The organism is Streptomyces sp. 3330 (genome assembly GCF_031456635.1).
Classification (GTDB): domain Bacteria; phylum Actinomycetota; class Actinomycetes; order Streptomycetales; family Streptomycetaceae; genus Streptomyces.
In genome coordinates, this window is the sequence record NZ_JAVDVA010000007.1 from 230,497 (window position 1) to 254,955 (window position 24,459).

The following is a 24,459-nucleotide window of genomic DNA, read 5'->3' on the forward strand; positions in this document are numbered from 1 at the left end:
ATGCCCGACGACACCCAGGACGTGATCTCCGGTGGTCATCTCGTTGCCAAGGCACTCAAGGCAGAGGGGGTCGACCGCATCTACACCCTGTGCGGCGGCCACATCATCGACATCTACGACGGCTGCGTCGACGAGGGCATAGAAGTCGTCGACGTACGCCACGAACAGGTCGCCGCCCACGCCGCCGACGGCTACGCGCGCATCACCGGCAAGCCCGGCTGCGCCGTCGTCACGGCGGGACCCGGCACCACCGACGCCGTCACCGGCGTCGCCAACGCCTTCCGCGCGGAGTCCCCGATGCTGCTGATCGGCGGTCAGGGCGCGCTCGCCCAGCACAAGATGGGTTCGCTCCAGGACCTGCCGCACGTCGACATGATGACGCCGATCACCAAGTTCGCCGCGACCGTTCCGGACACCGCGCGCGCCGCGGACATGGTCTCGATGGCGTTCCGTGAGTGCTACCACGGCGCGCCCGGCCCCGCCTTCCTGGAGATCCCGCGCGACGTCCTCGACGCCAAGGTGCCGGTGGCGAAGGCCCGGGTGCCGCGGCCCGGCGCCTATCGCGCCTCGACCCGCTCGGCCGGAGACCCCGAGGCCGTCGAGAAGCTCGCCGACCTGCTCGTGCACGCCGAGAAGCCCGCGATCCTGCTGGGCAGCCAGGTGTGGACGACCCGGGGCACCGCAGCCGCCATCGAGCTGGTGCGCGCCCTGGACATCCCCGCCTACATGAACGGCGCCGGCCGCGGCACCCTGCCTCCCGGCGACCCGCACCACTTCCAGCTGTCCCGCCGCTACGCCTTCTCCAACGCCGACGTCATCGTGATCGTCGGCACGCCCTTCGACTTCCGCATGGGGTACGGCAAGCGGCTGTCGCCGGACGCGACGGTCGTCCAGATCGACCTCGACTACCGCACCGTCGGCAAGAACCGCGACATCGACCTCGGGATCGTCGGCGACGCCGGACTCGTGCTGAAGTCGGTGGCCGAGGCCGCCTCCGGGCGGATCGACGGGGGTGCGTCCCGGCGCAAGGAGTGGCTGGACGAGCTGCGCGCGGCCGAGCAGAGCGCGATCGACAAGCGGCTGCCGCACCTGCGCTCGGACGCCTCCCCCATCCACCCCTACCGCCTGGTCGGCGAGATCAACGACTTCCTCACCGAGGACTCGATCTACATCGGCGACGGCGGCGACATCGTCACCTTCTCCGGTCAGGTCGTCCAGCCCAAGGCGCCCGGCCACTGGATGGACCCCGGGCCGCTGGGCACCCTCGGCGTCGGCGTCCCCTTCGTGCTGGCGGCCAAGCAGGCGCGGCCCGACAAGGAGGTCGTCGCCCTCTTCGGCGACGGCGCGTTCTCGCTCACCGGCTGGGACTTCGAGACCCTCGTGCGCTACGACCTCCCCTTCGTCGGCATCGTCGGCAACAACTCCTCCATGAACCAGATCCGTTACGGCCAGGCCGCCAAGTACGGCCCCGAACGCGAGCGGGTCGGCAACACCCTCGGCGACGTCCACTACGACGAGTTCGCCCGGATGCTGGGCGGCCACGGCGAGGAGGTGCGCGACCCCGCCGACATCGGCCCCGCGCTGCGGCGCGCCCGGGAGTCCGGGAAGCCCTCGCTGATCAACGTCTGGGTGGACCCCGACGCCTACGCCCCCGGAACGATGAACCAGACGATGTACAAGTGAGGTGCCCCCGATGACCCCCATGACCCCGATGACAGGAACGGCCGGCAAGGCTCTCGAAGGCATCCGCGTCCTCGACATGACGCACGTCCAGTCGGGCCCGTCCGCGACCCAGCTGCTCGCCTGGCTCGGCGCGGACGTCGTCAAACTGGAGGCGCCGTCGGGTGACATCACCCGCAAGCAGCTGCGCGACCTCCCGGACGTCGACTCCCTCTACTTCACGATGCTCAACTGCAACAAGCGGAGCATCACCCTCAACACCAAGACCGAACGCGGCAAGGAGATCCTCACCGAACTGATCCGGCGCTCCGACGTCATGGTCGAGAACTTCGGTCCGGGCGCGGTCGACCGCATGGGGTTCGCCTGGGACCGCATCCAGGAGATCAATCCGCGGATCGTCTATGCCTCCATCAAGGGGTTCGGGGACGGCCCGTACACCGGCTTCAAGGCGTACGAGGTCGTCGCGCAGGCCATGGGCGGGTCGATGGCGACCACCGGTTTCGAGGACGGGCCGCCGCTGGCGACGGGGGCCCAGATCGGGGACTCGGGGACGGGTGTGCACGCCGTGGCGGGGATCCTCGCGGCGCTGTACCAGCGCGGGAACACCGGGCGCGGGCAGCGGGTCAACGTGGCCATGCAGCACGCCGTGCTCAACCTGTGCCGGGTGAAACTGCGGGACCAGCAACGCCTGGCACACGGACCGCTCGCCGAATATCCCAACGACGACTTCGGCGACGAGGTTCCCCGGTCCGGCAACGCGTCCGGCGGCGGCCAGCCCGGCTGGGCCGTCAAGTGCGCGCCCGGCGGCCCCAACGACTACGTGTACGTCATCGTGCAGCCCGTCGGCTGGCAGCCGCTCAGTGAGCTGATCGGCCGGCCCGAGCTGGCCGACGACCCCGAGTGGGCGACGCCCGAGGCCCGGCTGCCCAAGCTCGGCAAGATGTTCCAGCTGATCGAGGAATGGTCCTCGACGCTTCCCAAGTGGGAGGTGCTGGAGCGGCTCAACACCCACAACATCCCCTGCGGGCCGATCCTGTCCACCAAGGAGATCATCGAGGACGAGTCGCTCGTCGCCAACGAGATGGTGGTGCGCGTCGCGCACCCGCGGCGCGGCGAGTACGTGACCGTGGGCAGCCCCCTCAAGCTCTCCGACTCCCCCGTCGAGGTGACCGGCTCACCGCTGCTCGGCGAGCACAACGAAGAGGTGTACGTCGGCGAACTCGGCCTCGGGGACGAGGAGCTGCGCCTGCTCAAGTCGACCGGGGTGATCTGACGTGATGGCCGAGGACCGGATGCTCAGGGTGCGCGCGCTGCTCGACGCGGTGCGGGCCGAGGGGCGGACCGCGCTGACCGCGCCCGAGGGCAAGGTGATCGCGGACGCGTACGGGATCGCCGTGCCCGGCGAGGAACTGGCGAGGGACGTCGACGAGGCCGTCGCGTACGCCGCGCGCTTCGCGGGCCCCGTGGTGATGAAGATCGTCTCGCCGGACATCCTGCACAAGACCGACGCCGGCGGTGTGATCGTCGGGGTGGAGGGCGCGTCGGACGTGCGGGCGGCGTTCCACCGGATCGTCGGGAACGCGCGCGCGTACGACGCGGACGCCAGGGTCGAGGGCGTGCAGATCCAGGAACTGCTGCCGAAGGGCCAGGAGGTCATCGTCGGGGCGGTCACGGATCCGACGTTCGGCAAGGTCGTGGCGTTCGGACTCGGCGGAGTGCTCGTCGAGGTGCTCAAGGACGTCACCTTCCGGCTGGCCCCGGTGGACGCCGACGAGGCGCTGTCCATGCTGGACTCGATCCGGGCCGCGGAGGTCCTGCGGGGTGTGCGCGGGCAGGCGGGAGTGGACCGGTGGGCCGTCGCCGAGCAGATCCGCCGGGTGTCCCGGCTGGTCGCGGACTTCCCCGAGATCGCCGAGGTGGACCTCAACCCGGTGATCGCCACGGCCGAGGGCGCGATCGCGGCGGACATCCGCGTGATCCTGTCCGACACACCCGTCACGGCGCGCCGGCGCTACACGCGCGCGGAGATCCTCACCTCGATGCGCCGTCTGATGCAGCCGGCGTCCGTCGCCGTGATCGGTGCCTCCGACGAGCAGGGCAAGATCGGCAACTCGGTGATGCGCAACCTCGTCGACGGCGGCTTCGCCGGGGACATCCATCCGGTGAATCCCCGGGCCGATGACATCGTGGGCCGCAAGGCGTACAAGAGTGTCACCGACGTTCCCGGAGAGGTGGATGTGGCGGTCTTCGCGATACCCGCCAAGTTCGTGGCCTCGGCGCTGGAGGAGGTGGGGCGCAAGAACATCCCGAACGCCGTGCTGATCCCCTCCGGGTTCGCGGAGACCGGGGAACACGCGCTCCAGGACGAGCTCGTGGCGATCGCCGAGCGGTACGGCATCCGGCTGCTCGGGCCCAACATCTACGGCTACTACTCGACCTGGCAGGACCTGTGCGCCACGTTCTGCACGCCGTACGACGTCAAGGGCGGGGTCGCGCTCACCTCGCAGTCCGGTGGCATCGGGATGGCCATCCTGGGCTTCGCGCGCACCACGAAGACGGGTGTGTCGGCGATCGTCGGGCTCGGCAACAAGTCGGACCTGGACGAGGACGACCTGCTGACCTGGTTCAGCGAGGACCCGCACACCGACTGCATCGCGATGCATCTGGAGGACCTCAAGGACGGCCGCGCGTTCGTCGAGGCCGCGCGGGCGACCGTGCCGAAGAAGCCGGTCGTCGTCCTCAAGGCGGGGCGTACGGCGGCCGGCGCGAGGGCGGCGGGCTCGCACACGGGGGCGCTCGCGGGCGACGACGCCGTCTACGACGACATCCTGCGGCAGGCGGGCGTCATCAGGGCGCCGGGGCTGAACGAGATGCTGGAGTACGCGCGCGCGTTGCCGGTGCTGCCCACCCCCGCGGGCGACAACGTCGTGATCATCACGGGGGCGGGCGGCAGCGGGGTGCTGCTGTCGGACGCCGTGACCGACAACGGCCTGACCCTGATGGAGATCCCGCCGGACCTGGACACGGCGTTCCGCGCGTTCATCCCGCCCTTCGGCGCGGCGGGCAACCCGATCGACATCACCGGCGGCGAGCCGCCGTCGACGTACGAGGCGACGATCCGGCTGGGGCTGGAGGACCCGCGGATCCACGCGCTGGTGCTCGGCTACTGGCACACGATCGTCACTCCCCCGATGGTCTTCGCGGAGCTCACCGCGCGCGTGGTGGGCGAGTTCCGCGAACGCGGCGTGCGCAAGCCCGTCGTGGCGTCGCTCGCCGGGGACGTGGAGGTCGAGGAGGCCTGCCAGTACCTGTACGAACGGGGCGTCGTGGCCTACCCGTACACGACCGAGCGGCCGGTCGCGGTGCTCGGCGCCAAGTACCGGTGGGCGCGTGCGGCGGGGCTGTTGGGGGGCGGTTCATGACCTGACCCAGGCGCGGGGCCGGCCGACGGTGCGCGTCGGCCGGCCCCGGGACCCGAGCGCACACGAAAGGCATTGGACAGGGGGCGCTGGCCAGAACTTTCGACGCAAGGGGTGCTGAGCGACATGACAACCACCGACTACTCGACGTCCCTCCCCTACCGGGAGGTGACCGACCGCAACGGCCGTGTGTACCGGATCGGCGAGAGCGACCGGGACATCATGGGGCGACCACGCTGGACCATGGTGCTCTTCCCCTGGATGGGCATGCTGGGCATCAGCTCCTCGGAGTACGCGTTCACGTCGGCCGAGGACACGCTGCACGACGCCCACCTGTGGAGCAGTGGGCACATCTTCTGGCTGATGGGCGTCTGGGTGTTCTTCCAGGCGGCCGTGGCCTTCCCCGCCGGGCAGCTGCGGGAGAGCGGCAGGCTGCCCGCGCGCTACGCGATGATGATCGGCGCGCTGGGCACGGTCCTCGGCTATCTGTCCCTCGCGTACGCGCCGCACGTCGCCGTCGCCTATCTCGGCTTCGGCATGTGCAGCGGCATCGGCGCCGGCCTCGTCTACGCGACCTGCGTCAACATGGTCGGCAAGTGGTACCCGGAGCGCAAGGGCGGCAAGACCGGCATGGTCAACGGCGGCTTCGCCTACGGCTCGGTGCCCTTCGTCTTCCTGTTCACGTCGTACATGGACCTGAGCAACTACAAGGGCGTGCTGGTGGCGGTGGGCCTCACCTGCTGCACCGTCGTCGCGTTCGCGGGACGGTTCTTCAAGGACCCGCCGAAGAACTGGTGGCCGGCCCACGTCGACCCGCTCCGGCTCACCGACGACCCGAAGATCCGCCGGGCGCTGCAGAAGAACCCGCCGGCGGTGAAGCAGTACACCCCCAAGGAGGCGGCGCGTACCCCTGTCCTGTGGATGATGTGGTTCTGTCTGCTGTGCACGGCCGGGATCAACATCTTCGGCATCGCCTTCCAGGTGCCGTTCGGCAAGGACATGGGCTTCGCCGGCGGGATCGTCGCCACGGCCATGTCCCTCAAGGCGATCGTCAACGGCACCGGCCGCGGCATCATCGGCTGGATCTCCGACCGTTACGGACGCCGCCACACCCTGATCATCGTCTGCCTCGTGCTCGGCACCGCGCAATTCGGTGTGCTGGTCTCCGGCCAGATGGGCAGCATGCCGTTCTTCCTGTTCTGCTCGATGGTCTCCGGCTTCGGCGGCGGCGCGATCTTCCCCCTGTTCGCCGCGATGACCGCCGACTACTTCGGCGAGAACAACAACGCCAGCAACTACGGCATGGTCTACAGCTCCAAGCTCATCTCGGGCCTCGTGGGCTCCGGCGTCGGCTCGATCGTGGTGGGCGCGTGGGACTACGAGGGCGCGTTCGTCCTGGCGGGATGCATCGGTCTCGCCTCCGCCGTACTGGCGCTCTTCCTCAAGGCGCCCGGCAGGCCTACGGCCCGCCGTCGCATCGTCCCCAACCCGCATCCGCTCGGCGAGGAGACGGCCTGACATGACGGCACATCCCCTCGCGCGCGGTAGCTCTTCACCCGACGCCGCACACCCTCCCCACCGCGAGGTGACCCGCTCCCCGGGCCGTGTCCACCGCATCGGCGAGACCGACCGCGACCTCCTCGGCCGCTCGGCGACGGTGGCGGCGGACGTCGCCCCGCCGCTCCGGCGGCCCGGACGGAGTGGGGCGAGCACGTCGGCCGCCCTGCCCCGGCCCGCGAGCTGACGGCGTACGCGCGCGTGGAGGCCCACCCCGGAAGGTGACGGGGTGGGCCTCCACGCGTGCGTGCGTCCCGTTCAGCGCGGGTGGCGCCCCGCGCTCAGCACTTCTCCCGCAACGAGTGCAGGTGCGCGCTCGACTTCCGCGCGAAGGCGAAGGACTCGACCGGGTTGTCGTGCTCGGCCTGCCAGTGGTGGGCCGAGCGCTCGCCGCGCAGCCGGGTCACGGCGGAGATGAACCGCCGGTAGTCGATGTCCCCGTCCCCGACGTCGGTCATCCGGTACCCGAACTCGTTCGAGGGGTCGCTGACGCCGTCCTTCACGTGGAAGAGCGGGTAGCGATGCGGCTGCCTCAGGACGTAGTCCAGCGGCTCGAAGGGCGCGGGCGAACCGTCGGCCCGCCTGGAGAAACGGAACTGGCCGGCGTACGCCCAGAAGATGTCCATCTCGAGGAACACCAGGTCGGGGTCGGTCTCGGCGAGCAGCACGTCGTAGAGACGGACCTTCGGGTCGTCGGTCGCGAAGCCGAACTCGTCGGAGTGGTTGTGCTGGTAGAACTTCATGCCGCGGGCCCGCGCCGCCGCTCCGTACGTGTTGAACTCCTCGGCCGCGCGCTTCCACGCGTCGACGGTGGAGCCGTAGCGGAACGGCCCGGAGGCGGTGCCGATGTGCTTGAGGCCGAGGGCCTGGGCGTCGTCGAGGACCTGCGTGAGGTTCTGGGCGAAGGTGTAGGCGCCCGGGTCGGAGGCGTAGTAGCCGACGTGGCTGCCGATCGGCGTCAGGCCGTGGTCGCGTGCCAGCCGCTTGAGCCGGGCGAGGGTGATGGGGCCCGCGGAGCCCTGGGTGTAGCCGGCGAACTCGACCTCGTCGTACCCGTACTTCTCCAACTCGGCGAAGACCGGGGCGAAGCCCAGCGTGGAGACCTTGTCGCGCAGGCTGTAGAGCTGGATGCCGAGCCGGCCGGGCGGCAGGACGGGACGTCCGCGGCCTGCGGCGGAGGCATCGCTGCCGGTGGCGGGCGCCGCGCCGGCGGGCTGGGCGGCGGCCCCGAGCAGTGCGGCCGCGGTCGCTCCCGCGGCGACGCCGAGCATGCCTCGTCTGGTCAGCCGGTGGGTGAGGTCGGGGTCGATGTCGGAGATGCGGCTCATGTCTGGAACTCCTCGGGATCGGAGGGCGTTGTCAGTGATGAGTGCTTCACTGGTGATCGGTCGGCGGCAGTCAGTCAGCACAGACCGGCCAGTCGGAGCAGCAGTGCTTTCACGTCGGTGGCCGCGACACGGTCACCGAGCGAACGGGGGGTGGAGCAGATGAGGAGCGGACCGTCGTCGTCGCTCGCGGGAAGTCGCCCGTGGCTGCCCCGAACAGGTGACGGGTCGAGAGGCACCACCGCCATGCGGTAGCGCAGGCCGAGTTTCTTGCGGGCCAGGGCGGTGGCCGCCTTGACCTTCACATAGGGGTCGAGCGGGTCCATGAACAGTTCGACCGGGTCGTAGCCGGGTTTGCGGTGGATCTCCACGAGTCGTGCGAAGTCGGGTGCGCGGGCGTCGTCGAGCCAGTAGTAGTACGTGAACCACGCGTCCGGCTCCGCCACGGCGACGAGTTCGCCGGAGCGCGGGTGGTCGAGGTGGTGCGCCTTCTTGCCCTCGTCGTCGAGGAGCAGGTCGATGCCGGGCAGTCCGGTGAGCGCTGCCCGGGCGGCCTCCAGGTCCTCGGGGCGGCGTACGTAGACGTGGGCGAGCTGGTGATCAGCGACCGCGAAGGCCCGGGACGCCATCGGGTCGAGGTACTCCATGCCGTCCTGCGTGTGCACCTCGAGCAGGCCCGCGCGGCGCAGGGCGCGGTTGATGTCGACGGGCCTGCTCACCCGGGTGATGCCGTATTCGGACAGTGCGACCACGGTGCGTCCCTGCGCCTCGGCGTCGGCAAGGAGCGGGGCCACCGCGGCGTCCAGGGCGGCGGCCGCCCGGAAGGAGCGGGGATCGTCGGGGCCGAAACGCTGGAGGTCGTAGTCGAGGTGAGGGAGGTAGCACAGGGCCAGGTCGGGGTTGCGGGTGCGCAGGATGTGTCGGGTCGCGTCGATGATCCAGCGGCTGGAGACCAGATCCGCGCCCGGTCCCCAGAAGTGGAAGAGGGGGAAGGTGCCGAGCTTCTCGGTGAGTTCGTCGTGCAGGGCCGCGGGGCGGGTGTAGCAGTCGGGTTCCTTGCGGCCGTCGGAGTAGTAGATCGGACGGGGGGTGACGGTGTAGTCGGTGTCGGCGCCCATGGCGTACCACCAGCAGATGTTGGCGACCGTGTAGCCGGGGTACGCCCGCCGGGCGGCGTCCCACAGTTTGTCGCCGGCCACGAGACCGTTGTGCTGGCGCCACAGCAGGACGTCGCCGAGCTCGCGGAAGTACCAGCCGTTGCCGACGATGCCGTGCTCCGCGGGGAGCGTCCCCGTGAGGAAGGTGGACTGCGCGGCGCAGGTGACAGCCGGCAGGACGGTCCCGAGCGGTGCGCGGGAGCCCGCCTGGGCGAGGGTCTTGAGGTGGGGCATGTGATCGAGCAGACGGGGGGTGAGACCGACGACGTCGAGGACGAGCAGGGGCACAGGCGCCCCGGGGGCCGGGGCGTGGGCGTGAGGACCGGGCCGTTCCTGGGGCTCGGTGGCGCCGGATGCCGGGCTGCTCATGGGAGCTCCTTGAGTCCGAGGTCGGTCAAGAGGTCGCGGGCCAGGGCGAGTTCGGCGGCGATGCCGTCGGCGAGCTGGGCTCGGGCGCGGGGCCGCAGCTCGGGTGGGAGCGCCTGCCAGGTGTAGGTCTCGACCTCGAGGTGCCGGGTGAGCGGGTGCGGACCGCCGACCAGGCGGGTCAGCGCGGCCCTGAGGACGGGGAGCGTGGAGGTGAGGGGCGGGGCGGGGGCCGCGTGCAGCGGGACGTGGAAGTGGGCGCGCCAGGGTCCGGTGTCGGGCAGCGCGGTGCCGCCGAGGGCCTCGCCGAGGTCGTCGGTGCCGTGCAGGCCGGTGGCGGTGCGGGTGCGCGTCTGGTGCAGGAATCGGGGTTCGTCGAACGCGGTGAGGGCTTCGCGGACGGCGGGGAGAGAGGGGTGTTCGGCGTGCAGGGCGGCCGACAGCTGGGATTTGACGACGGGGACGCGGGCTTCGGCGAGCGCGTCCAGGGCGGTGTGCGGGTCTTCGAAGGAGGTGGCGAGATGACAGGTGTCGACGCAGACACCGATACGGGGGTGACCGACGGCCGCGAGCGGGGCCAGGGCGTCGGCGGTGGTCTCGACGGTGCAGCCGGGCTCCGGTTCCAGACCGACCCGGACGGAGCGGCCGGTCAGCTCCTCCAGCGCGTCCAGGCGCTCGGCGAGGGTGCGCAGCGCGGAGTGGGCCGTCGCGGCGCGCGCCTCGTCCCAGGCGGTGCGCCAGCCGAGCGGGAGGGTGGAGATGGTGCCCTCGGTGACGTCGTCGGGGAGGAGTCCGGCGAGGACCCGGGCCAGCGCGGTGGTGTGGTCGAGACGCTCGTCGTCGGCCCAGTCCGGCTTGTACACGCGGTACTTGACCTCTTCGGCGCCGAAGCCCTCGTACGGGAATCCGTTGAGGGTGACGACCTCCAGGCCGCGCCGGTCGAGCGCGGTGCGCAGGCCCCGCAGGGCCGACGGGTCGCTGTCGAGGGCCCGGGCGGCGTCCTTGGCGAGCCACAGCCCGACGCCCAGCCGGTCGCGGCCGAGACGGCGCCGGACGGGTTCGCAGTGGTCGCGCAGCTGGGCGAGGACTCCGTCGAGGGTCTCGGCGGGGTGGACGTTGGTGCAGTAGGCGAGATGGACGGTGGTGCCGTCGGGATGACGGAAGCGCATCGTTCACTCCCCGCCGCGCAGGATGGAATTGCCCTCGTGGGTGGGGTCGGGGGCGGTCACCTCGAGGGCGAGGCGGCCGCTGAGACCGTAGAAGGCGACGGGGTTGCGCCACAGGACGCGATCGACGTCGTCCTCGGAGAAGCCCTCCGCGAGCATCAGGTCGGCGACCCTTCGGGTCTTGAGCGGATCGCTCCTGCCCCAGTCCGCGGCGCTGTTCACGAGCACCTTGTCCGGCCCGTACAGACGGAGGATCCCGGTCATGCGGATCTCGTCCATCTTGGTGTCGGGGTAGACGGAGAAACCCAGCCAGCACCCGGCGTCCTTCGCCTCCTTCACGGTGGTCTCGTTGAGGTGGTCGAGCAGGACCCGGTCCGGCGGCAGGGCGGATTCGCGGACGACGTCGACGGTGCGGCGCAGCCCGGCGAGCTTGTCGCGGTGCGGGGTGTGCACGAGGGCCGGCAGGGCGTGGTCGGCGGCCAGCTGGAGCTGGGCGGCCAGGGCGGTGTCCTCGGCGGGGGTCATCGAGTCGTAGCCGATCTCGCCGACGGCCACGACATGGTCCTTGACGAGATAGCGCGGCAGCTCGGCCAGGACGGGCGCACAGCGCGGGTCGTTGGCCTCCTTGGGGTTGAGGGCGAGCGCGCAGTGGTGGGCGATGCCGTACTGCGCGGCGCGGAACGGTTCCCAGCCGAGGAGGGAGTCGAAGTAGTCGAGGAAGGAGACGGTCGAGGTACGGGGCTGTCCCAGCCAGAAGGCCGGCTCGACGACGGCGCGGACACCGGCCGCGTGCATCGCCTCGTAGTCGTCGGTGGTGCGCGAGGTCATGTGGATGTGGGGGTCGAAGATGCGCATCAGGACTCCTTGCCGTGGGGGTGGGACGGGCGGTGGCGACTGCCCGTGCCAGGAGGGTCCGTGCGAGGAAGGTCTGGGGTGCGAACGCGCGAGTCGGCGGAGGTCAGGGGCGCCGGCGCCTTCGGGCCGGTCGGGTCGGTCGGGCGGGGCGGGTCAGTCGAATCGGTCGGGTCGGTCGGGCGGGGCGGATCGGTCAGGTCGGCCAGCGTCAGGACGCGGTGCAGATCGCGGGGGACGGAGCGGCCCGCGGCGGTGCGTTCGGCGGCGTGGTCGCCGAGCATGCGGGCGAGTTCGGCGTCGGCGCGGGCACGCTGTTCCAGGCCGGCCACCTCATCGATGGGCACCCCGGCGAAGAGGCACTTCAGGACGGCGTGACGCCAGCCGTGGGCGTCGAGGTGACGGGCTGCGTAGGGGCCGACGGCGGCCGCGAGGAGCCGGGTGTCGTGGGTGCGCAGGGCGTCCTCGACCAGGGGGACGGCGTCGGGCCCGGAGACGAGATGGGGCAGCGCGTGCAGGACCGCGCGCCGTTCGTCGGCGGTGCCCTGGAAGTACACGCGGGCCAGGGACTCCGGGTCGGCGCGGGCCGCGCGGAGGATGAGCACGCGGGCGGCGTCGGCGTAACGGCTGCCGCAACGGCGCCCGGCCTCGGCCAGACGCAGCTCCCACACCGAGATGGGGCCATGGGTGCCCGGGTGGGCGGCGGCCTCGTCGAGAGCCCGGCGGAACCAGACGCGGGCGGTCGCCTCGAGGTGGGTGTCGAGGTGGCGGTGCAGGGCTTCGAGCGGCCCGGTGGCCGGTGCGGTGCCCGCGGGTCCCGCCTCCGGGATCGCCGGGGCGGTGTGCGGGTGCGTCATGGAGTGCTCCCTTCCGGGGTGGCGGAGGGCTCGCCGGGTGGCACGACAGGCAGGTTCACCGCCGGGGACCGGGGGCCCGCGAGTGGGACGAGGGCAGGGGGCGCATGTCGGTCCGGAGGAGCGGTGGCAAGGCCCCTGAGCCCGCCGAGGGGAGGCGCGCTGGGCGGTCCGGTGCGCGGGACAGCGTTCGATGCGGTGGTCGGGACTGCGCTCGGTGCGGTGGTCGGGGCCGGGGAGGGGGGTGTCGTCGGACCGGCGTGATCGGTGACGGCGACGGAGGCGGAAGCCGCCGCGCGGCGCAGGAAGGGGAGGGAGGCCTCGGCGTAGTGGGGGCCGGCGTGGGAGTGGCGGGGCAGTTCCACCACCGTCAAGCCCTGGTAACCGGTGTCGGCGAGCGCGGCGAGGACGGGCGGGAAGTCGATCTCGCCCTCGCCGAAGGGAAGGTGTTCGTGGACATCGCGGCGCATGTCCTCGATCTGGACATGGCACAGCCAGGGAGCCGCGGCGCGTACGCAGTCGGCGGGCGGGAGCGGCTCCAGACACCGGCAGTGGCCGATGTCGAGCGTGAGGCCGAGGAACGCCGGGTCGTCCAGGGCCCGGCGGAGCCGGTGGAAGTCGGCGAGGGTCGCCAGGAGGTGACCGGGTTCGGGTTCGATGGCGAGGGGGATGCCCGCGGACGCGGCGGCGTCCACGACGGGGGCGAGAGTCTCGGCGAGGCGCTGCCACGCCGTCTCCGCGGCCGTACCCGGCGGGAGGGTCCCGCTGAAGCAGTGGACGGCGTGCGCACCGAGGTCGCCGGCGATCCGGACGGCCCGGAGCAGCAGGTCGACCCGGCGGGCGCGATGGTCCGGCTCCGGGTCCAGGAGGGAGGGGCCGTGCTTGCGGCGCGCGTCCAGCACGTAGCGGGCGCCGGTCTCGACGGTCACGCCCAGACCGAGGGCGTCCAGCCGGTGCGCGATGCGTCGGACGCGGACGGCGAGATCCGGGGCGAACGGGTCGAGGTGCATGTGGTCGAGCGTCAGCCCGACGCCGTCGTAGCCGAGGTCGGCGAGCAGGGCGAGGGCGTCGTCGAGGCGGAGGTCGGTGAGGCCGTTCGTGCCGTAGCCGAAGCGGAGCGAGCGCGCGGGAGGGGACGGCCACGGGGACATGGAAGGAGAGGAGGACACGTCAGGAGACGAGGACGCGGAAGGAGACGAGGGCACGGGCGGGAGCAGCGGCGACGGGAGGTCCGACAGCGAGGGCGGGTGCGGGTGCGAGGTGATCGTGTTCGGGGTGTTCGTGTTCGGGGTGTTCGTGTTCGGGGTGTTCGTGTCGGGTCCGCTCTCGCGGCTCGTGGGTCCGAGGTTCACGTGATGCTCACCCGCCTCGCGAGAATCCGCGCGGCCGGTGCGAGGGCGGCCGTGAACAGCGCGGTGGCGGTGGCGATGGCCCCCGAGCGGGCGATGAGGGCGGCCTGGAGGGGGATGGTGCCGCGGATGCCGGCGCCGACGGCACGCTGGGTCAGCGGAGGCGACGGATTGAGGGAGGCGTGCAGGTAGGGGCGGGCCGTGGTGCCGGCGTAGGTGGCGGCGAACGCTGCGGTCAGGCTCTGCGGTGCGGGGAAGCGGTCCGCGGATCCTGGCCCTGTCCGCCCACGACGGCCGGGCAACAGCCCGTCAGGTGACCGTCGGTCCCTTGGCAGGGGCAGGCCGGTGGGCGGCCGGCGCTGTACCAGCCAGGTCAGAGCGCCTGTGGTGGCCAGGGCTGCCAGGGCCGCCGTAGGTGTGCCCTGGCGGGTCTCCTGGCGGGACAGGGTCGTGACCGCGAGCGTGTGCGTGGCCAGGAGCGCGGCGCTGCGAAGGGCCGGGCGCGCGTTTCCCGCGGTGGCCGCGGCGCCGAGGAGGAGATCCAGGCCACGGGCGGCGGCCATGGCGAACGGGCCCGCGGGCGTGTGTTTCAGGGCCAGGTCGTAGGTCCAGACGGTGGCCGCGAGCGGGGCCGCGATCGCCAGGGCCGGGCGGCCTGCCCGGGCGGCGAGGACGAGCCCCGAGGTGGTGAAGGCGCAGGCGGCGGTGAAGGCCGCGGTGGGGCTCACTCGGCCGGAGGGGAGCGGGCGGTGGGGGCGGTCGACGGCGTCCTCCGCGCGGTCCGCCCAGTCGTTGAGAACCATTCCGGCCTCGTACAGGCAGAGGGAGGAACCGATGGCGAGCAGGGTCCGGTGGTCGGGGCGTGCGCTGAGCGCGGTGGCGCCCGCCAGCGCGTCGCCCGGGACCGTGAAGAGAGCGGGCAGCCGCAGCAGTTCCGCCCAGGCCCGCGCACGAGCGCGGTTCCTCTCCGGGGCGGTGAGGGCTGCCCCCTCCACCGGGTTGTCCGAGGTCCCGGTCCTCGAAGCCGCCCACCCGTCCGACGTACCCGCCGTCGCGGCTGCCCCCCGGTCCGACCCGTCGGCCTCCACGGCGACACCACCGCGCGGCACACCCTCCTGCGCAGCGACACCACCGCCCGACCGACCGGCCTCCGGGGCCGTCTCGGCATCCGGCGCGGTGTCCTCCGCGGCCGTTTTCCCCGCGACTCCGCGCATCACACCGCCCCCGGTCATCCCGACTCCTCTTCCGACCCCGACGTGTGATCGCGCTGTCTCCCGGGCGTCTCGCGTCGGCTCCTTGCGCCACTCCGGGCGGCCGGTTCCGCGCCGCCCCGCAGCCGTCGGGCGAACCGCTCCAGTTGCGCGTGCTGCTCCGCCAGGGCCGAGGGCGCGTCGCCCACGGGGTCCTTGAAGAAGAAGGCGAGTTCGCCGAGCGGGCCGGACAGACCGGCTTCGTGGGCCCGGGCGACGAGGCGGGCCAGGTCGAGGACCAGGGGTGCCGCGAGCGCCGAGTCGCAGCCCTGCCAGATGGTCTGGAGGATCATGCGCACGCCCAGGAAGCCGTCGAAGGCGACGTGGTCCCAGGCGGTCTTCCAGTCCCCCAGTACCGGCACGTCGTCGATGTGGACCCGGCCCTCGGGAGTCGTGCCGAGGGTGTCGGCGAGGACGCGTTCCTTGCCCGCGTTCTTCGCCTCGGCGGCGGCCGGGTCGGCCAGGGCCGCTCCGTCACCGCCCCCGAGGAGGTTGCTGCCGGACCAGGCCCGGACGGCCAGCGCCCGCTGGGCGAACATCGGCCCCAGGACGGACCGCAGCAGTGTCTGCCCGGTCTTCCCGTCACGGCCGGCGTACGGCAGGCCGCTCGACTCCGCCACGGTCGCCAGCGCGGGGTGGTGCAGTCCGGTGGACGGGGTGAAGTTCACATACGGGCACCCTGCCCGCAGGGCCGCGGCCGCGTAGAGGGAGCTCGGCGGCAGCTCGGTGCCGGTCGCCGCCGGTTCGGTCGAGGCCACGTTCACCACCACCGCCCGCGCGAGGCCGCACCGGCGTACGAAATCGCGTAGGTCGGCGGCGAACTCGTCGATCAGACGCTCCTCGCCGCGGGTGTCCCCCGGGACGGGTCCGCCGGGTCTGATCTCCCTTTCGGCGGCGCCGAGTTCGGCTTCGACCGCCGCCGGGAGCCCCGCGGGGAGGACCCCTCCTGCCGCGAGTTGCTCGGCGCGCTTGGGCAGGGGGCAGTCGGTCGTGTCGTGACCTCCGAAGACGAGGGTGGACAGGTCGGGCAGGCCGCTGTCGGCGAACGCGGGAGTCTCGGTGACCAGGCCCGTCGGCGGATGCAGGCCGGCCGTGACCGCGGCGCACCCCGCGACCACGGTGGTGGCCACGGAACCGCGGGCGCCGATCAGCCAGACGCCGACGCGCGGGGGAAGGGGAAGGGACACGGACACGGGCAGCCTCCTTGTCGTGCGCGAACCCCGGGGAACGAGGTGGGGGGGGGGAGAGGGGCGAGGGAAAGGGACGAGGGGTGAGGAGGGGTGAGGAGGGGTGAGGGGAAGGGGCCGGAGGGAGGAGGAATCAGCGAACAGGTCCTGCGCGCGGAGCGGTTCGGCGTTGCTGAGGGGCCGAGGTGGTGACGGCGGGCGGGGGTACGGCGTCCCCCGCCCGCCGCCGTTCAGTCGCCCTGGACGGGCAGTTCCTTGATCCGGACGTCACGGAAGGACACCTGGTCGTCGGCTCCGTGGTTCTGGAGCCCGAGGTGCCCGTCGCGCAGACTCCGCGCCGGGTCGGTGTTGGTGAAGTCGTTGATCTTCACGCCGTTGAGCCAGACGCGCAGGCGTTCGCCCTCGACCCGGATCTCGTACGTGTTCCACTCCCCCGGCGGGTTCAGCGCGCGGTCCCGCTTCTTCAGGTCGGCGGACCGGAAGCCGTAGACCGACCCCGTGGTCTTCTCGGGGACGTCCGTGGCGTCGATCTGGATCTCGTAGCCGTTGTTGACGGCGGACCACGGGTCGTCCGACGGCGGGAAGCCCACGAACACGCCGGAGTTGTCGTCACCGGGGTCGCCCGGAGCGGCGGCCGTGGTCCTCCAGTCGAGCTTCACGGAGTACGCGCCGAAGCTCCGGCCTGCGTACCAGAGCAATCCCATTCCGTCCGTCGACGTCAGTGTGCCGTCGTCGGAGAGGGTGAAGGAGCCGGGTCCGGCCTGCTGCCAGCCGTCCAGGGACGTGCCGTCGAAGAGCGGACGGTATCCGTTCTCCGGTCGGCAGTCGGCCTGCACATCGGCGACCGCATACAGTATTCCACCCAGCAGGTGTCTACGGAATGCAGGATCCGCGTAGGACTCCTTCGTGTGGCCGCCCCCGGTGTAGAAGGCGCGGCCGCCCTGGTAGTTCTGGCACCAGGCGATCGGATGGTCGCCGTTCATGGTGCCGCCCGTGTAGGACTGCTCGTCGAGCGAGGCCAGGACATGGGCCCGCTCGCGCGGGTTGGAGCGGTAGTTGTACCACTCGTCCGTGCGGTTCCAGGTGCGGGCGAGCCCCGAGGTCGCCGGGTGGGCCCGGTCCTCGACGTCCACCGTCGCCGGCTGGATCGCCGGGTGCGACTGGAACCAGGCGCCGGCGAGGCCGCCGTAGAACTCCCAGTCGTACTCGGTGTCGGCCGCCGCGTGGATCCCGACATAGCCGCCGCCGTGCCGGATGTAGCTCTCGAAGGCGGTCTGCTGCGCGGCGTCCAGGACGTCCCCGGTCGTCGACAGGAAGACGACGGCCTGATAGCGCCGCAGGTTCTGCGGCGTGAACGCACCGGCGTCCTCGGTGGCGTCGACTCCGAAGCCGCCCGTCGCACCCAGTTCCCGCACCGCGGCGACGCCGTCCGGGATCGAGTCGTGCCGGAAACCGGCCGTCTTGGAGAAGACCAGTACGCGTTTCTCGCTGTTTCCCTTTCCGTTGCCCTTGTCCGGGCTGTCCCCGGAGTGCGAGGCAGCCGGGCCGGAGACGCTGCCGAGGAGCAGCGCCGTACCCATGACGACGGTGGCCAGTCGGCGGATCGCATCCATCACGTGCCCTCCTCTCAGCCGGTGGTGAAGGTGAAGTCGTCCACGTCGAAGAGAGCGCCGGATCCGCCCTTGAAGACGAGGTGGAGCGTGGTGGTGCCGCGTGGGGCGCGGGACAGATCGGCGCTGACGTCCTGGAAGTTCTCCCAACCGCCCGTCACCGGGACGGTGGCCTTGCCGAGCAGGGTGCCGGTGGGTGAGCCGGCGCGGATCTCCAGCGTTCCGCCCGCGCCGCCCGAGGAGACACGTGCCGTGACCTTCTCGGCGTCGCCGAGGACGTAGGGCGTGAAGGAGATCCAGTCACCGTTGTCGATGTCGCCGACCGTCCTGCCGCCGTGCGCGCCGTCCTTCGTGATGACCGTGACGCCGGACGCGTCGCCGAAGTGCTCGGCCTGGCGGTGACGGGGCTGGAGGACGCTCTGGTCGTGCGAGGTGAGCGGGGCCTGGCCGCCGCCTCCGCCGTCGGTGTACTCGGCGTCGAGGACTCCGAAGATGTTCGCGTCCTCGTCGTGGCCGCCGTCGGCGCTGGTCTGCAGGGTGCCGGTGCAACCGTTTGCCGAGGTCACCGGGTGACCGTGGCTGTCGTGTCCGAGGACGAACGTGACCTCGACCTTGGAGCAGTCGATCGCCTTGCCGTCCTCCGGGTCGGTGACCCGCACCTTGAACGGGATCGCGTCACCGAAGCTGAACAGCCGGCCGTCCTTCGGGGTTTCGAGCACCACCGTCGGCGCCGTGTTCCCCACCACGATCTGCACGCTGGAGCTGCCGGTACGGCCGGAGCCGTCCTGGGCGGTCAGGGTCGCGGTGTACGTGCCGTTCCTCTTGTACCTGTGCGTGGGGTCGGCCGCCGTCGAGGTGCCGCCGTCGCCGAAGTCCCAGGCGTAGGTGAGCGCGTCGCCGTCCTGGTCGGTCGTTCCGGCGGAGGAGAAGCGCACCTTCAGCGGGGCCTGTCCCGAGGTGCGGTCGGCCGCGGCCTGGGCGACCGGGGAGTGGCCGTCGGTGGCGTTCTCGATGCGGTAGAGACCGGAGTGCTCGTCGCCGCCGAACCAGGCGGTGCCGTAGTCGAGGACGTACAACGCCCCGTCGGGTCCGAATGCCATGTCCATCACCTGGGTGCCGGTCCACGGGACGGGGTTGATCGACTGCACGGCGCCGTTCGCGTCACTGACGACGCGCTTGATCCAGCGTCGGCCGAACTCCCCGGCGAAGAAGTTCCCGTCGTACGCCTCCGGGAACTTCACCGGCGAGTCGAGCGAGGCGTCGTAGTGGTAGACGGGGCCGCCCATCGGGGACTCGGAACCGTCGCCGAACTCGGGTACCGAAGCACCGTCGTACGGAATCCAGGCGGGCTGGGCCGGGGGCAGATCGGTGAGGCCGGTGTTGTGCGGCGAGGTGTTCTTCGGGGCGGCGCAGTCGAAGGGCGCGCCGGATACACCCGTCGCGAAATCGTATGCGATGTACGGATCATTGTCGCCCGTGCAGAACGGCCATCCGAAGTTCCCGGGACCGGTGACGCGCGCGAACTCGACCTGACCGGCGGGTCCCCTGGCCGGATCGGCAGCGCCGGCGTCGGGACCGTAGTCGCCGACGTAGAGGATGCCGGTGGCCTTGTCGACGCTGAAGCGGAACGGGTTGCGGAAACCCATCGCGTAGATCTCGGGCCGTGTCCGGTCCGTGCCGGGCGCGAACAGATTGCCGTCCGGGATGGCGTACGAGCCGTCGGCGTTCACCTTGATGCGCAGGATCTTGCCGCGCAGGTCGTTGGTGTTGCCGGAGGAACGGCGGGCGTCGAACGCGGGGTTGCGGTTGTCGCGTCCGTCGATGGGCGTGAAGCCGTCCGACTGGAAGGGGTTGCTGTCGTCGCCGGTCGACAGGTACAGGTTGCCTGCCGCGTCGAAGTCGATGTCGCCGCCCACGTGGCAGCACAGGCCGCGCGAGGCGGGAACGTCGAGGATCTTCTTCTCGCTCGCGACGTCGAGCGTCCCGTCCGTCCCGAGCACGAAGCGGGAGAGGCGGTTGACCCCGTCGAAGGGGGCGAAGTCGGCAGCCGCCCCGGTCTCGGGGGCATCGCCCGCCGGGGTGTTCAACGGTGGCGCATAGTAGAGGTAGATGAAGTGGTTGGCCGCGAACTCCGGGTCGACGCCGATGCCTTGGAGACCCTCCTCGTCGTGGGAGTAGACGTCGAGCTTCCCGGCCAGCCGGGTGGTGCCGGCGGCGTCGGTGAGCCGGAGTTCGCCGTCGCGTGAGGTGTGCAGGACGGAGCGGTCGGGCAGGACGGCGAGCGACATCGGCTCGCCCACCTCGGCCTCCCCCTTGGCGAGGGTGACCTGCTGGAAGTCCTCGGCCGCTGCCACCGGGTCGGCGACGGCTGCGCCGACCTGGGGTGCGGCGAGGGTGAGCGACGCGCCGGCCAGCAGGGTGCCGCTCAGAAGGGCGACGGTTCTGCGCAGCGAGGGACGTCGTCTGCGGGTCTCGGCTCTGCGGGTGGGGGTGGTGGGGTCGTTCCCGTGCACGGATGCCTCCAGAGTGGGGCTGGTTGTACGGGCGGGTGCGAACGCCGGGATGCGCCGTCATCCCGGTGACGGAAGAACAGTCAGGTGAGCCTGTGGGGGGCTCGATCACCTCGAAGGCCTCGGATGCCTCGAACGCTTCGGACAATTCGGTTCGCTCGGCCGAGTCCTTCGAGTCGGTGGGTTCGGTCGGTGGGTTCGGTCGGTGCGGTCGGTGCGGTCGGTGCGGTGCGATCTCGCGGTCGGCTCGGTCGATGGCGTCGGTTCAGTTGCCGAACGCCGCGTCGAAGGACGCGGACGGTGGCTCGAAGTCGAAGGCCCGCAAGCGGGCAAGGGCCTCGGGGGCGCCCTGGAGCCGGTCCATTCCGGCGTCCTCCCACTCCACGGAGATCGGGCCCTGGTAGTCGATGGAGCGCAGCATGCGGAAGACGTCCTCCCAGGGGACGTCGCCGTGACCGGCCGAGACGAAGTCCCAGCCGCGTCGCGGGTCCCCCCAGGGCAGATGGGAGCCGAGTCGTCCGTTGCGGCCGTCCAGACGCTTGCGGGCCTCCTTGCAGTCCACGTGGTAGATGCGGTCGCGGAAGTCCCACAGGAAGCCGACCGGGTCGAGGTCCTGCCACACGAAGTGGCTCGGGTCGAAGTTGAGGCCGAAGGCCGGTCGACGGTCGACGGCCTCCAGCGTGCGTACGGTCGTCCAGTAGTCGTAGGCGATCTCGCTCGGATGAACCTCGTGCGCGAACCTCACGCCCTGGGCGTCGAAGACGTCGAGAATGGGGTTCCAGCGCTCGGCGAAGTCCTCGTAGCCCCGCTCGATCATCGTCTCGGGCGCGGGCGGGAACATGGCGACGAGATGCCAGATGGCGGATCCGGTGAAGCCGATCACCGTGTCGACGCCGAAGGCGGCCGCGGCCCTGGCGGTGTCGGCGATCTCGGCGGCGGCTCGCCGCCGGACGCCCTCCGGTTCGCCGTCGCCCCAGATGCGGGCGGGCAGGATCGCCTGGTGGCGTTCGTCGATGATGGCGTCACAGACCGCCTGGCCCACCAGGTGATTGGAGAGGGCCCAGCACTTGAGTCCGTACTTGTCCAGGAGTTGATGGCGGGACGCGACGTACCCGGGATCCGCGAGCGCCTTGTCGACCTCGAAGTGGTCGCCCCAGCAGGCGAGTTCCAGCCCCTCGTATCCGAAGTCGCGGGCGAGACGGCAGACCTCCTCCAGGGGCAGGTCGGCCCACTGGCCGGTGAAGAGTGTGAACGTACGCGGCATGCTCCAGGCCCTCCTCGGTCCTCAGTCCGCTATCGGGGTGTAGACGGAGTTCTTCTCGGCGCTCTCCTCGACCGCCGCCAGCACGCGCTGGACCTGCAGTCCGTCGGCGAAGGAGGGTTCGGGGCGACTGCCCTCGGCGACGGCGTGCACCAGGTCGCGGACCTGGTGGACGAAGGTGTGCTCGTAGCCGAGCCCATGGCCCGGCGGCCACCAGGCGTCGAGGTAGGGGTGGTCGGGCTCGGTGACGAGGATGCGGCGGAAGCCGGCGTGCGTGCCGGGCTCGGTGGCGTCGTGGAACCACAGTTCGTTGAGGCGTTCCAGATCGAAGGCCAACGAGCCTCGCTCACCGTTGAGTTCGAGGCGCAGCGCGTTCTTGCGTCCGGTGGCGAACCGGGTCGCCTCGAAGGAGGCGAGCGCACCCGAAGTGAATCGGCCCGTGAACAGGGCGGCGTCGTCCACGGTGACCGTGCCGGCGCCACCGGCGGAGGACGCGCTCAGGCCGCTCGTCGAACCCCCGGGCAGCGGCCGCTGCCGTACGAACGTCTCGGTGATCGCGGAGACGCCCGCGAGCCGCTCCCCCGCCAGGTGCTGTGCGAGATCGACGATGTGCGCGCCCAGGTCGCCGAGCGAGCCGGAGCCTGCCAGCTCCCTGCGCAGTCTCCAGGTCAGGGGGAACTCTCGGTCCACCAGCCAGTCCTGAAGGTACGTCACGCGCAAGTGTCGCAACGTGCCCAGTCGGCCTTCGACGACCATCCGCCGGGCCAGGGCGGTGGCCGGGACCCGGCGGTAGTTGAAGCCGACCATGGCCAACTGACCTCTGGCTTCAGCGGCTTCGGCCGCGCGGGCCATGGTCTCGGCCTCCTCGACGCTGTTCGCGAGGGGCTTCTCGCACAGGACGTGCTTGCCGGCGGCCAGCGCCGCCACGGCGATCTCCGCGTGCGAGTCACCGGGGGTGCAGATGTCGACGAGGTCGACGTCGTCCCGGGCGATCAGAGCACGCCAGTCGGTCTCGGCGGCCGCCCAGCCGTGCCGGTCCGCCGCCGCCCGCACGGCGGAGGGGTCGCGGCCGCAGATCACCGCGAGGACCGGACGGCGGGGAAGATCGAAGACCCGGCCCGCGGTACGCCAGCCCTGGGAATGGGCGGCGCCCATGAACGCGTAACCGACCATCCCCACACGGAGCGGCTGCTTGTCCGCCTCCGGTCCTGCTGACTGCTGCGGCTCTTCCATACGGTTGTCCTCCTTGTCGTCGTGGCACGGCGGGGCCGGGACGCGGTCGGGCGCGAGGCCGGGCGCGAGGCCGGGCTGTCCGGCGAATGCCCCGGTGGAGCCGGTGCCGCCGGATCGGCTGGTGTCGCCGGGTGCGAGGGTCGGCTCGGACGGGACACCCTCGGGCGGTGCGGCAGGCTCGTGGGCTCGGGCCTTCTCGGGGGCCTACGCCGGGCTGGATGGCGGTGGAGGTGGTCCCTCGGGCCCTCGGCCCCTCGGGCAGTGCGGGCCTGCCCCCGGGCCCGGTGCCCCCTGCCCCTCTCCGGAGAGTCGTCGACTGCCCCGGCGCCGTACGGAACCGGGCGAGCGTGCCGGAGACCGACGGCTACCGCACCGTGCCCGCGGTTCAGGCCGCTCGGCAGAGTGCCCGGCGGTCAGTACCTGTGACTGTCGCCTTGTCTGCTGTATCCCGTACGTCGTATCCCGCACTTCGTACACCGCACCCCGCATCTCGCACTTCACAGCCCGTCGCCCGCCCGTCAACCGGTCGCCGGTCGCCCGGGGCCGATTGCCCGCGGCCCGCGGCACGCGGCTCGACCCGGCGGCATGCGGTCATCCCCCGGGCAGGGCACGCCCTACTTGAAGCCGGTGGACATGTACTGGTCGACGTTCGTCTTGTCGACGACCGCCGAGTAGAGCGTGATGGAGGCGGGGATCTCGTACTCCGCGAGACCTCCGACACCCTTGCCCTGACCGAGCGCGCGGGCGAGGTCGATGGCGGAGGCGGCCATGGTCGGCGGGTAGAGAACGGTTGCCTGCAGAACGCCGTTGTCCTGCTTGATCGCCTGGAACGCGGCCAGGGCGCCCGCACCGCCGACCATCAGGAAGTCGTCACGTCCGGCCTGCTCGATGGCACGCAGCGCGCCCACACCCTGGTCGTCGTCGTGGTTCCACAGCGCGTCGAACTTGGGCTGCGCCTGGAGCAGTTGGGCCATCTTGGCCTGCCCCGACTCGACCGTGAACTCGGCGGCCTGCCGGGCGACCTTCTTGATGTTGGGGTAGTTCTTCAGGGCGTCGTCGAAACCCTGGGTCCGCTGCTTGGTGAGCTCCAGGTTGTCGAGCCCGGCCAACTCGATCACGCGGGCGCCGGACTTGCCCTTGAGCTTCTCGCCGATGTAGTGCCCGGCGTTGAGCCCCATCCCGTAGTTGTCACCGCCGACCCAACACCGGTACGCCTGAGGCGTGTTGAAGATCCGGTCGAGATTGACGACGGGGATGCCCGCACGCATCGCCTTCAGACCGACCTGGGTGAGGGCTTTGCCGTCGGCGGGCAGCACGACCAGGACGTCGACCTTCTTGTTGATCAAGGTCTCGATCTGGCCGATCTGCTGGGCGGTGTCGTTCGAGCCCTCGGTGATCTCCAGGGTCACGTCGGAGTACTTCTTCGCGCGGCTCTGCGCGTTGTCGTTGATGGCGTTGAGCCAGCCGTGGTCGGCCTGCGGTCCGGCGAAACCGATGGTGACCTGCTTGCCGGGCTTGTCGTCGGCGGCCGGCCGGTCGTTCGCGGCCGGTTCTTCGTCCTGGGAGTCGTTGCTGGTGCAACCCGTGAGGAAGGTTCCGGCGGAAACGGCGGCGGCCCCGAGGAGCATTCCTCTGCGACTGGTGAAGCGGTTCGTGAACGGTGTCGGCTCTGGCATGGCGGTG

19 protein-coding genes are annotated in these 24,459 nt (G+C 71.4%); 6 read left to right on the forward strand and 13 right to left on the reverse strand.

What is annotated here, in order from left to right:
- The 5 genes from J2X68_RS14715 (at position 1) to J2X68_RS14735 (ending at position 6,843) form a co-directional block, all read left to right on the forward strand.
- On the forward strand, positions 1-1,683 hold the full coding sequence (locus J2X68_RS14715; protein ID WP_310432963.1) for a thiamine pyrophosphate-binding protein: 1,683 nt from the start codon (positions 1-3) through the stop codon (positions 1,681-1,683).
- Between the two features lie 28 nt (positions 1,684-1,711).
- Positions 1,712-2,953, forward strand: coding sequence for a formyl-CoA transferase (gene frc, locus J2X68_RS14720; protein ID WP_310433087.1), 1,242 nt, complete (start codon positions 1,712-1,714; stop codon positions 2,951-2,953).
- A gap of 4 nt (positions 2,954-2,957) precedes the next feature.
- Positions 2,958-5,102, forward strand: coding sequence for an acetate--CoA ligase family protein (locus tag J2X68_RS14725; protein WP_310433088.1), 2,145 nt, complete (start codon positions 2,958-2,960; stop codon positions 5,100-5,102).
- A gap of 123 nt (positions 5,103-5,225) precedes the next feature.
- Positions 5,226-6,617 (forward strand): OFA family MFS transporter, encoded by a 1,392-nt coding sequence (locus tag J2X68_RS14730; protein WP_310432964.1) that lies wholly within the window; start codon positions 5,226-5,228, stop codon positions 6,615-6,617.
- Position 6,618: 1 nt separating this feature from the next.
- Complete coding sequence (locus tag J2X68_RS14735) at positions 6,619-6,843, forward strand: hypothetical protein (protein ID WP_310432965.1); 225 nt, start codon at positions 6,619-6,621, stop codon at positions 6,841-6,843.
- A 94-nt stretch (positions 6,844-6,937) separates the two neighbouring features.
- On the opposite strand, the gene J2X68_RS14740 is transcribed toward J2X68_RS14735, so the two are convergent.
- The 6 genes from J2X68_RS14740 to J2X68_RS14765 all read right to left on the reverse strand — a co-directional run bounded on the left by J2X68_RS14740 (position 6,938) and on the right by J2X68_RS14765 (position 13,527).
- The gene (locus J2X68_RS14740) at positions 6,938-7,984 is read right to left on the reverse strand and encodes a sugar phosphate isomerase/epimerase (RefSeq protein ID WP_310432966.1); all 1,047 of its coding nucleotides are present in this window, start codon (positions 7,982-7,984) and stop codon (positions 6,938-6,940) included.
- 74 nt (positions 7,985-8,058) lie between these two features.
- Positions 8,059-9,507 carry an alkaline phosphatase family protein gene (locus J2X68_RS14745; RefSeq protein WP_310432967.1) on the reverse strand — a complete coding sequence of 483 codons (1,449 nt, stop codon included), beginning with the start codon at positions 9,505-9,507 and terminating at the stop codon, positions 8,059-8,061.
- Entirely contained in the window at positions 9,504-10,673 is a 1,170-nt protein-coding gene (eboE, locus tag J2X68_RS14750) for a metabolite traffic protein EboE (protein ID WP_310432968.1), read from the reverse strand. The genes J2X68_RS14745 and eboE overlap by 4 nt, the downstream gene beginning before the upstream one ends.
- 3 nt (positions 10,674-10,676) lie before the next feature.
- Positions 10,677-11,525 carry a TatD family hydrolase gene (locus J2X68_RS14755; protein ID WP_310432969.1) on the reverse strand — a complete coding sequence of 283 codons (849 nt, stop codon included), beginning with the start codon at positions 11,523-11,525 and terminating at the stop codon, positions 10,677-10,679.
- On the reverse strand, positions 11,525-12,379 hold the full coding sequence (locus tag J2X68_RS14760; protein ID WP_310432970.1) for an EboA domain-containing protein: 855 nt from the start codon (positions 12,377-12,379) through the stop codon (positions 11,525-11,527). The genes J2X68_RS14755 and J2X68_RS14760 overlap by 1 nt, the downstream gene beginning before the upstream one ends.
- The gene (locus J2X68_RS14765) at positions 12,376-13,527 is read right to left on the reverse strand and encodes a sugar phosphate isomerase/epimerase family protein (RefSeq protein WP_310432971.1); all 1,152 of its coding nucleotides are present in this window, start codon (positions 13,525-13,527) and stop codon (positions 12,376-12,378) included. Before J2X68_RS14765 ends, J2X68_RS14760 begins: the two co-directional genes overlap by 4 nt.
- On the opposite strand from J2X68_RS14765, the gene J2X68_RS14770 reads away from it, so the two are divergent.
- Positions 13,526-13,732, forward strand: coding sequence for a hypothetical protein (locus J2X68_RS14770; protein ID WP_310432972.1), 207 nt, complete (start codon positions 13,526-13,528; stop codon positions 13,730-13,732). The genes J2X68_RS14765 and J2X68_RS14770 overlap by 2 nt on opposite strands.
- Here J2X68_RS14770 and J2X68_RS14775 read toward each other — a convergent pair.
- The 7 genes from J2X68_RS14775 to J2X68_RS14805 all read right to left on the reverse strand — a co-directional run bounded on the left by J2X68_RS14775 (position 13,725) and on the right by J2X68_RS14805 (position 24,452).
- Positions 13,725-14,720: an SCO3242 family prenyltransferase gene (locus J2X68_RS14775; RefSeq protein ID WP_310432973.1), complete on the reverse strand. Its 996-nt coding sequence runs from the start codon at positions 14,718-14,720 to the stop codon at positions 13,725-13,727. The genes J2X68_RS14770 and J2X68_RS14775 overlap by 8 nt on opposite strands.
- A gap of 233 nt (positions 14,721-14,953) precedes the next feature.
- Entirely contained in the window at positions 14,954-16,174 is a 1,221-nt protein-coding gene (locus tag J2X68_RS14780) for an inositol-3-phosphate synthase (protein WP_399040021.1), read from the reverse strand.
- A gap of 218 nt (positions 16,175-16,392) precedes the next feature.
- Positions 16,393-17,775: a ThuA domain-containing protein gene (locus J2X68_RS14785; RefSeq protein WP_310433089.1), complete on the reverse strand. Its 1,383-nt coding sequence runs from the start codon at positions 17,773-17,775 to the stop codon at positions 16,393-16,395.
- 14 nt (positions 17,776-17,789) lie between these two features.
- Positions 17,790-20,285, reverse strand: coding sequence for a PQQ-dependent sugar dehydrogenase (locus tag J2X68_RS14790; RefSeq protein ID WP_310432975.1), 2,496 nt, complete (start codon positions 20,283-20,285; stop codon positions 17,790-17,792).
- A gap of 262 nt (positions 20,286-20,547) precedes the next feature.
- Entirely contained in the window at positions 20,548-21,546 is a 999-nt protein-coding gene (locus J2X68_RS14795) for a sugar phosphate isomerase/epimerase family protein (protein ID WP_310432976.1), read from the reverse strand.
- A gap of 21 nt (positions 21,547-21,567) precedes the next feature.
- Positions 21,568-22,776 (reverse strand): Gfo/Idh/MocA family oxidoreductase, encoded by a 1,209-nt coding sequence (locus J2X68_RS14800; protein ID WP_310432977.1) that lies wholly within the window; start codon positions 22,774-22,776, stop codon positions 21,568-21,570.
- A gap of 614 nt (positions 22,777-23,390) precedes the next feature.
- Positions 23,391-24,452 (reverse strand): substrate-binding domain-containing protein, encoded by a 1,062-nt coding sequence (locus J2X68_RS14805; RefSeq protein ID WP_310432978.1) that lies wholly within the window; start codon positions 24,450-24,452, stop codon positions 23,391-23,393.
- Positions 24,453-24,459 lie beyond the last annotated feature (7 nt).

What these genes read in the sequence shown, in the direction of transcription:
- J2X68_RS14715 (WP_310432963.1), top strand. Translation starts at nt 1, where the DNA reads ATGCCCGACGACACCCAGGACGTGATCTCCGGTGGTCATCTCGTTGCC.
- frc (WP_310433087.1), top strand. Translation starts at nt 1,712, where the DNA reads ATGACAGGAACGGCCGGCAAGGCTCTCGAAGGCATCCGCGTCCTCGAC.
- J2X68_RS14725 (WP_310433088.1), top strand. Translation starts at nt 2,958, where the DNA reads ATGGCCGAGGACCGGATGCTCAGGGTGCGCGCGCTGCTCGACGCGGTG.
- J2X68_RS14730 (WP_310432964.1), top strand. Translation starts at nt 5,226, where the DNA reads ATGACAACCACCGACTACTCGACGTCCCTCCCCTACCGGGAGGTGACC.
- J2X68_RS14735 (WP_310432965.1), top strand. Translation starts at nt 6,619, where the DNA reads ATGACGGCACATCCCCTCGCGCGCGGTAGCTCTTCACCCGACGCCGCA.
- J2X68_RS14740 (WP_310432966.1), bottom strand. Translation starts at nt 7,984, where the DNA reads ATGAGCCGCATCTCCGACATCGACCCCGACCTCACCCACCGGCTGACC.
- J2X68_RS14745 (WP_310432967.1), bottom strand. Translation starts at nt 9,507, where the DNA reads ATGAGCAGCCCGGCATCCGGCGCCACCGAGCCCCAGGAACGGCCCGGT.
- eboE (WP_310432968.1), bottom strand. Translation starts at nt 10,673, where the DNA reads ATGCGCTTCCGTCATCCCGACGGCACCACCGTCCATCTCGCCTACTGC.
- J2X68_RS14755 (WP_310432969.1), bottom strand. Translation starts at nt 11,525, where the DNA reads ATGCGCATCTTCGACCCCCACATCCACATGACCTCGCGCACCACCGAC.
- J2X68_RS14760 (WP_310432970.1), bottom strand. Translation starts at nt 12,379, where the DNA reads ATGACGCACCCGCACACCGCCCCGGCGATCCCGGAGGCGGGACCCGCG.
- J2X68_RS14770 (WP_310432972.1), top strand. Translation starts at nt 13,526, where the DNA reads ATGGAAGGAGAGGAGGACACGTCAGGAGACGAGGACGCGGAAGGAGAC.
- J2X68_RS14765 (WP_310432971.1), bottom strand. Translation starts at nt 13,527, where the DNA reads ATGTCCCCGTGGCCGTCCCCTCCCGCGCGCTCGCTCCGCTTCGGCTAC.
- J2X68_RS14785 (WP_310433089.1), bottom strand. Translation starts at nt 17,775, where the DNA reads ATGGATGCGATCCGCCGACTGGCCACCGTCGTCATGGGTACGGCGCTG.
- J2X68_RS14795 (WP_310432976.1), bottom strand. Translation starts at nt 21,546, where the DNA reads ATGCCGCGTACGTTCACACTCTTCACCGGCCAGTGGGCCGACCTGCCC.
- J2X68_RS14800 (WP_310432977.1), bottom strand. Translation starts at nt 22,776, where the DNA reads ATGGAAGAGCCGCAGCAGTCAGCAGGACCGGAGGCGGACAAGCAGCCG.
- J2X68_RS14805 (WP_310432978.1), bottom strand. Translation starts at nt 24,452, where the DNA reads ATGCCAGAGCCGACACCGTTCACGAACCGCTTCACCAGTCGCAGAGGA.